The sequence below is a fragment of the Streptomyces sp. NPDC004647 genome (genome assembly GCF_040609575.1).
Taxonomy (GTDB): Bacteria; Actinomycetota; Actinomycetes; order Streptomycetales; family Streptomycetaceae; genus Streptomyces.
Genome location: NZ_JBEXKU010000085.1, coordinates 21,467 through 27,634 on the forward strand (window position 1 = coordinate 21,467; position 6,168 = coordinate 27,634).

Genomic DNA, 6,168 nt, shown 5'->3' on the forward strand with positions numbered 1-6,168 from the left:
ACGTTGCTGGAGGGCCGCGATCCCGATGGTCTTCCCGACATCATTATCTCGTGGTCGGCGGTGAGCTGCACGCTCCGGCTCAGTTGGTAGCCATATGGGAGGACCAGGGCCCTCGGGCCGTGCCCGCCTGGGTGCTCCAGCGCCGCGAGCGAGTAGGCGACTCCATCCGGCGCGTACGACACGACCGCAACCTCACCCAGGAACGCCTCGCCGAACAGTGCGGCCTCGACCGCAAGACCATCAGCCGCATCGAGAACGCCGTCATGGACCCACTCCTCGGGCATCTGCTGCTCATCGCCGATGCTCTCGACCTGCCATTGACGGTCCTCGTGACGGAGTAGGGGCAGGGCTCGTCATGCTCTGTGCCGCAGGTGGCAGTGGTGTTACCTGCCGGTTGCGCAGTAGAGAGCCCCGGCCATCCGCCACGGGGGGAGCGGACGACCGGGGCCAGTCCAGCGGAGAAGGTCACCCGAGCCAGTAGGTCAGCCAGTCGTGCGCGTAGTGCGCCATGCCCTTCTTCCACTCCTGCGGGTCGTTGCGCGCGATCTCATCCCATGCAGACGCGTTCGCCGCGGAGAACGCAGTCACGGCAGCGCGCGGCGCGCACGCCCACGAGGGGAGCCGGCGGGCCCACGCGTCCGCGGCCGGGGCCGTGTGGCCAGCTTCCATCAGCCGCAGGACGCGGCGGGCGGCGTCGACCAACCAGGCGGGCGGGTCCTCTCCGGAGTCCGCGGCCTGCTGCACCTCCAGGAACCGCGTGCCCGGGACCTTGACCCCTCCGGCATGACCGGGCCGCACGAGAAGGAAGTCGCTCAGGAACGGGCTTGCGATGAGTTGGTACACAGTTCCTCCGTTTGCCGCGTTACAGGACCCGCCCCGGCCGCTCTGGTTGGGACCGCGCGACCGGGGCGGGCATCTATGAGGGCCGCCGACAGCTCAGGGTCGGCACTCGCCGTCGGCGGCCCGGTCCCAGGTGGGGCGAGGCGTGTACGCGGGGCTGCCGTCGCTCTGCGGATCGAGCGGTTTCAGGCGGCTGGCAGTCATGCAGTCGGGGCAGGCGTAGTGCATGGCGCCCGGCCCGCTGCCGACCTCGGTGACAGCAACGAGTGTGGGCTCCTCGGTCGGGCCCTTGTGCCAGTTGCATTGCTCGACGCGGCACGGCCCGCCGCTCACCGGAGGCCCTGCTCGTAGTCGAGGAGCGAGCGGCACACGCGGCCAAGCTCGCGTATGTGGATGTCCGCGGACTGCAGCCCAGCACCCATGCTGTCGCTGAGGGCTCGCCGCGCGCGGTCCAGACTGGAGCGCCGCTGGTACCAGGCGGTGTTGCCGCGGTTCATCCTGGCGGCCTGCGCCTCGACGATCGGCGCGAGCAACTCGATGTGCCCGCGGAGGATTTCCTCGAGGTCCAGCAATTCCTGAAAAGGCGGCAGGGCGGCGCGGCGCGCGAGCGCCCGCTCGACGGTGCGGCCGATGACGTCGGCGTCAACCAGGGCGGCGTTCTCGCTCGCGGCCTGGTCGTCAGCACTTGCCGCGCTGCCGCTGGTAGTGGTGTGCACGGGAGCCCCCGGAGTCGGTGTGATCAGCTCTGCACCGACAGTAAGGGCGGCTCTCGCAAAGAAGGGACACAGATTGTGTCCCCCTGTCACGCGGCGAGTACGCCGACCTGTACCGCCAACTCCGATGCGCGCCGCCGCCGGTCGGGACTCGCCGACTCGGTCTCTTCGAGGATGATGCGGCGGGCGTAGCCGTTGTACTGGATCGTCTCCGGCGCTGCCTCGTACGCCTGAGCCAGCGTCGCAAGCGCGGTGTCAGGCTGCCCGTCGAGCTGGTAGCCGCGGGCCTGCTCGATGCGGTGCCGGGCCCGGCGCGGCCGGGACGGGATCACATCGGCATCGGCGCGGGCCGCCTGCCGTGCGGACTCCCCGCCGGCGTGCAGCTCGACCGCCACGGTGACAGCGTGCGCTCCCATGATGGCGCGGGAGAAGGACGTCACCGGGTGGTAGTAGTCGGTGGGCAGACGGCCGGCCACCTCCCGCGCCGTGTCCCAGTAGCGCCACGCCGTGCCGGTGTCGCCGCGGCGGGCCGCGGTGTACCCGGCCTCGAACGTCAACGCCCCGGCGATGGCGAGGACATCGTCGCTCGCGTCCGGGAGCAGCGGCTGCAGGAACCGCAGGGTCTCCAGGTTCACCGCGTCGGCGGCTTCGTAGTGACCGGGGCCGGAGTCTCGGTGTGCCTGCGCTGTGAGCCAGGCTGCTACGCCAATCATGTGCGGGTCCTCGGACTCCTGCGCTGCGACCATGCCGCGCTCGGCCACACGCCACAGCAGCGCCGCGTCCGGTTGGTAGGCGAGGAAGAACTGGCTGAGGCTGTAGACCTCGGCGAGGACTGCCTGTGCTGCTCGGCGGTCGATCGTGCTGTCCGCCTGGCGTACCGCGAGTTGCGCGTCCCGGATCAGGTCCGGCAGCAGTCCGCCGATGACCTCGCGGTGCTGCGGTGAGGAGTGCCGGGCCGACCATGCGCGAGCCAGGCGTGCCCGTAGGTGGGCAGCCCTCGGCGCTGGCCGGTCGCTGCTGCTGATGGGGAAGGCGTTCACGGCGGCGGCCACTGCGGGCAGTCGGGGGTGGCCGGGCCCCATGAACAGCTTGGCGTGTAGGCCGGGGTATCCGGTCAGGTCCGCGAGGTCTCGCACCCGCAGTACCTCGGCGACGCGCAGGATCATCTCCAGCCCTGGTGTCTGTAGTTGTCCGGACTCAACCCGCTTCACCCACGATGGGGACATGCCGAGCAGGCCGGCCAGGGTCGCGCGGCTCATCCCGCGGCGCTGCCGGAGGATCTGCATTCTCTGGCCGAAGACGAGCGGATCCGCGTACGGGTCCGGGGTGGCATCGGAAGGCGACACGGCCTTGCCCCTCTCTGTCCAGCTAGTCACTGCCAGAGTATGGGGCGAGGCCGGTTCCGTGTGACTCGGAACGCACGAAAGCGCCCCGGCCCGCGAGGGAGGAGCGGGGCACCCGAGCAGCACCCTCGTCGACGGTGTCAGCATGGCACGGCACTGCCGGATCTGGCCCGGACGTGCAACGGCCCCTGCCCGGTCCCGAAGGACCATCAGGGGCTGTTCGTGGCTTTTACAGGCGTCGCCGTTCGGGAGGACGCCGGGCTGGCTGCCGGAGTATGAGGCTCGCGGGTGGCCAGGCAGAGGCGCGGCCTCTCGAACCGGCCCTTCTGCATGATCGCGAGCGGACGCCGTCACTTATGCGGCCTCTCACCTCACACCGCCTGGGCGGGCACCTCCGAGTAATTTCCGGCCGGAACGCCGTAGGGAGGAGTGTCGCGATCCCGCCGGCTACACCCGCGTCGATCATGTCACCGGATTGAAGTACCGGAGCGGGAAGCGGATGGAGTGTCATGTCAGCAAGTGAATCCCACTGGTGGTTGGGCGGGGGGGCGCCCCTGGGCCGTCGGGCTGGTGGTGAGCGTGCTGGCCGCCGCGGCGCCCTCGTACGCGACGGCGCCCGCACCCCGGGCCGACCATGCGCGAGCCAGGCGTGCTGGTTGTGCCCGGCGAAGGCGGCGCCGACGGTGAGCTACTGATCGGTCACGTCACGTTCGCGTCACTATGCCCGGCACCCCAACACCGCACCAGGGCCCCACTACTACCGTCATCACCTCATATCTTGTGCCTTGCGACCATGGCACAAATATCGACAAATGAAAGGCACCCTGTGAACCTGCTCCACAAGCCCGCCGCCGTGACCGTCGCAGCGTTAGCGCTCGCTGTTCTGCCGTCCACCGCCGAGGCTCACAACGGCAGTCACCCGTTCAAGAACTGCACGGCCGCTTACGACGCCGGGTACTCCAACATCGAGTCCGGTGACGAGCACTACGGCAGGCACCTCGACCGTGACGGCGACGGCATCGGCTGCGACCAGCCGCCGAGTGACTTCGTTCCGGCCGAGGACAACAACGCCTCCGACAACGGCAAGGCCGACGAGGCCAAAGACTCCGCCGCGGGCACGAAGAACTCCGCAGCACAGCAGGACGACACGCTGGCCAAGACCGGCGGCAACGACGCCACCCAGTACCTCGCGGGCGCCGGTGCCGCCGTCCTCCTCGCCGGCGGCGGGCTGCTGCTCGCCCTGCGCAGGCGCCGCGCCACCCCCTGACCTCACACAGCAGAAGCGCCCCCTCCCGGCCCGAAGGCCGAGGGGGGCGTTGCTCGTGGTGGAGATGCGTCACCAATCGCGGCGCGGGGTGAAGCCGAGGGAGAGCCGCCCGCCACCGCTGGACGGTTCGGGCTCGGGGTGCGGCTGCGCCGTCGCTTCGGCAATCCGGGCGTCAGGATCGTACGACGGGGTCTGCCGGCTGTAACCGTCCTCGCAGGACTGCCCGGCGGGCCCGCGCTCACCCTGCTCGCCGTGCTCGCCCGCGGCCCTTCCCGTTACCCGGGGCGATGGCATCGGCCACAGCGTAGGCCCAGCTACGGTCAACACCGGTCGTCATCAACGGCCGTATTCAGCAGGGCCCGATGGAAGGTTCGGGCCTGTCAGTATCAGTCTTCTTCGATGTACCCGGTGTCGGGATCGATCTGCTTCAGGAATTCGCGGATGGATTCTTCCAGTTCAGGCACCGTCATGTGTGTGGCCCCATGAAGCGCGCAACTGAACCCGTAGTCGGGGTTCGGGCCTGTCAGCCAGGTGAAATCGTAGGTGGGGGGACTGCCGGAGCGCTCTTTGACATGAAATCTCTCTCCGTCAATTATCAGCGTCGTCGACGTCAGTCCCGTTCGTGGATTCATGGCATCAAAGATGCCAGGCCAGGCCGTAGGCCACGCGCCTGCAGTAGGGACGGGGGCAGGCTTTGAGCGTGTAAGCGAAGGCATCGCCGGGAGCCCCGCACGGTGGCAGCTTCGCTGGACTGTCTGAGGCCGTCCGTGCTCCTTCCTGCAGGGGCCGCAGGCATAGAGCATGCCGCCGGATCCGCTGACGACCTCGACGACGGCAACGTCGGGTGCCATGGCGTTGTGCGGGCCTTGTGCGGCTGCACCTCATCCATGCGGCGTAGCCGACATCCTGAGTGACATCAACGGTCATGAATACGGACGTATGTGAGCCGGTCTCAGCAAAACTGCGAAGGCTACCGCGCCCTTGACCAGGCAGCGGTTGTTTACTTGCCCCCGGCAGTCCGTCCCCGCGAGCAGCGCCCAGCGCGCGTGGCCCGGTTGCCTATAGTTAGCCCTTCAACTGCTCCGCCGTGTCCAATCCGGCGGGTGTTCCTCTTCACTCCGTGAGGGAGATACATGCGAAGACGCGCAATCTTCACCGTGCTCGCCGCTGCCACCGCGCTGGGCGGCTTCACCGCCCCTGCCGCGCACGCGGACGAGACAGTCGGGGATATCCAGATCACCAACGTCGACGTCAACGGCGGCAAAGACATCGTGGTCGACGCAGTCGACAAGACCATCACGGTTTCCGTGACCGCCACCGACCCGTCGGGCGTCTGGGACGCTGATTTCTACCTGTGGCGGGGACCGGACGGCACAGACCCCTACTCCACCGCCGACGGCTACATCGCGCCGAACGAGGACACGACGCCCGCGGACTGCATCGCCTCCAGCGCTACCACGTCCACCTGCTCGAAGACCTTCACCTTCGAACCGGATTCGTGGCTCGCCAACGCTGACGCCGGCACGTGGAAGGTCGGTGTCCAGGTATTCGCCAACGACGACAGCCGGGCCGAGCGGTGGGCCGCCACCACCACCCGCCTCCAGCGTCACTCCAAGCTGACCGTCAACGCGAGCCCGGAGCCGATCGCCAAGGGCACGACGCTCACGATCACCGGCAAGCTCACCCGGGCCAACTGGGACACGCTCGATTACCGGGGCTACACCAACCAGCCGGTCGAGCTCCAGTACCGCAGGGCGGGCACCACCACCTACACCACCGTCAAGACGGTGCACACCTCCAGTACCGGTGATCTGACGACCACGGCCACCGCGTCCGAGGACGGCTACTGGCGCTGGAACTTCGCCGGCACCTCCACCACCCCGGCCGTCAAGGCGACGGGCGACTTCGTGGACGTGCAGTAACCCACGCCGTCCTCGACGGCTCACAGACGCGCGGGCCGCCGGTCACCACGACCGGCGGCCCCCACCCAACCCCCCCCCACCCC

At 68.9% G+C, this 6,168-nt stretch carries 9 protein-coding genes; 3 read left to right on the forward strand and 6 right to left on the reverse strand.

The window, feature by feature from the left end:
* Positions 1-50: 50 nt before the first annotated feature.
* Positions 51-341, forward strand: coding sequence for a helix-turn-helix transcriptional regulator (locus tag ABZW18_RS28610; RefSeq protein WP_356192873.1), 291 nt, complete (start codon positions 51-53; stop codon positions 339-341).
* 124 nt (positions 342-465) lie between these two features.
* Here ABZW18_RS28610 and ABZW18_RS28615 read toward each other — a convergent pair whose 3' ends face one another.
* From ABZW18_RS28615 to ABZW18_RS28630, 4 genes are all read right to left on the reverse strand, one after another.
* Positions 466-843, reverse strand: a complete 378-nt coding sequence (locus tag ABZW18_RS28615) for a hypothetical protein (protein WP_356192875.1) — start codon at positions 841-843, stop codon at positions 466-468.
* A 93-nt stretch (positions 844-936) separates the two neighbouring features.
* On the reverse strand, positions 937-1,173 hold the full coding sequence (locus tag ABZW18_RS28620; RefSeq protein WP_356192877.1) for a hypothetical protein: 237 nt from the start codon (positions 1,171-1,173) through the stop codon (positions 937-939).
* Positions 1,170-1,556 (reverse strand): DUF6415 family natural product biosynthesis protein, encoded by a 387-nt coding sequence (locus ABZW18_RS28625; RefSeq protein WP_356192879.1) that lies wholly within the window; start codon positions 1,554-1,556, stop codon positions 1,170-1,172. Before ABZW18_RS28625 ends, ABZW18_RS28620 begins: the two co-directional genes overlap by 4 nt.
* An 86-nt stretch (positions 1,557-1,642) precedes the next feature.
* Positions 1,643-2,839 (reverse strand): helix-turn-helix transcriptional regulator, encoded by a 1,197-nt coding sequence (locus tag ABZW18_RS28630; protein ID WP_356192892.1) that lies wholly within the window; start codon positions 2,837-2,839, stop codon positions 1,643-1,645.
* An 883-nt stretch (positions 2,840-3,722) separates the two neighbouring features.
* On the opposite strand from ABZW18_RS28630, the gene ABZW18_RS28635 reads away from it, so the two are divergent.
* Positions 3,723-4,163, forward strand: coding sequence for an excalibur calcium-binding domain-containing protein (locus ABZW18_RS28635; RefSeq protein ID WP_356192882.1), 441 nt, complete (start codon positions 3,723-3,725; stop codon positions 4,161-4,163).
* Positions 4,164-4,232: 69 nt separating this feature from the next.
* Here ABZW18_RS28635 and ABZW18_RS28640 read toward each other — a convergent pair whose 3' ends face one another.
* Both ABZW18_RS28640 and ABZW18_RS28645 read right to left on the reverse strand, forming a co-directional pair.
* Positions 4,233-4,457, reverse strand: coding sequence for a hypothetical protein (locus tag ABZW18_RS28640; protein WP_356192884.1), 225 nt, complete (start codon positions 4,455-4,457; stop codon positions 4,233-4,235).
* Between the two features lie 92 nt (positions 4,458-4,549).
* The gene (locus tag ABZW18_RS28645; protein WP_356192887.1) at positions 4,550-4,795 is read right to left on the reverse strand and encodes a hypothetical protein; all 246 of its coding nucleotides are present in this window, start codon (positions 4,793-4,795) and stop codon (positions 4,550-4,552) included.
* A 501-nt stretch (positions 4,796-5,296) separates the two neighbouring features.
* On the opposite strand from ABZW18_RS28645, the gene ABZW18_RS28650 reads away from it, so the two are divergent.
* Complete coding sequence (locus ABZW18_RS28650; protein WP_356192889.1) at positions 5,297-6,085, forward strand: calcium-binding protein; 789 nt, start codon at positions 5,297-5,299, stop codon at positions 6,083-6,085.
* The last annotated feature ends 83 nt before the right edge of the window (positions 6,086-6,168 follow it).

Coding starts and splice junctions, on each gene's coding strand:
- ABZW18_RS28640 (WP_356192884.1), bottom strand. CDS start 4,457: ATGCCATCGCCCCGGGTAACGGGAAGGGCCGCGGGCGAGCACGGCGAG.
- ABZW18_RS28630 (WP_356192892.1), bottom strand. CDS start 2,839: ATGCAGATCCTCCGGCAGCGCCGCGGGATGAGCCGCGCGACCCTGGCC.
- ABZW18_RS28645 (WP_356192887.1), bottom strand. CDS start 4,795: ATGAATCCACGAACGGGACTGACGTCGACGACGCTGATAATTGACGGA.
- ABZW18_RS28650 (WP_356192889.1), top strand. CDS start 5,297: ATGCGAAGACGCGCAATCTTCACCGTGCTCGCCGCTGCCACCGCGCTG.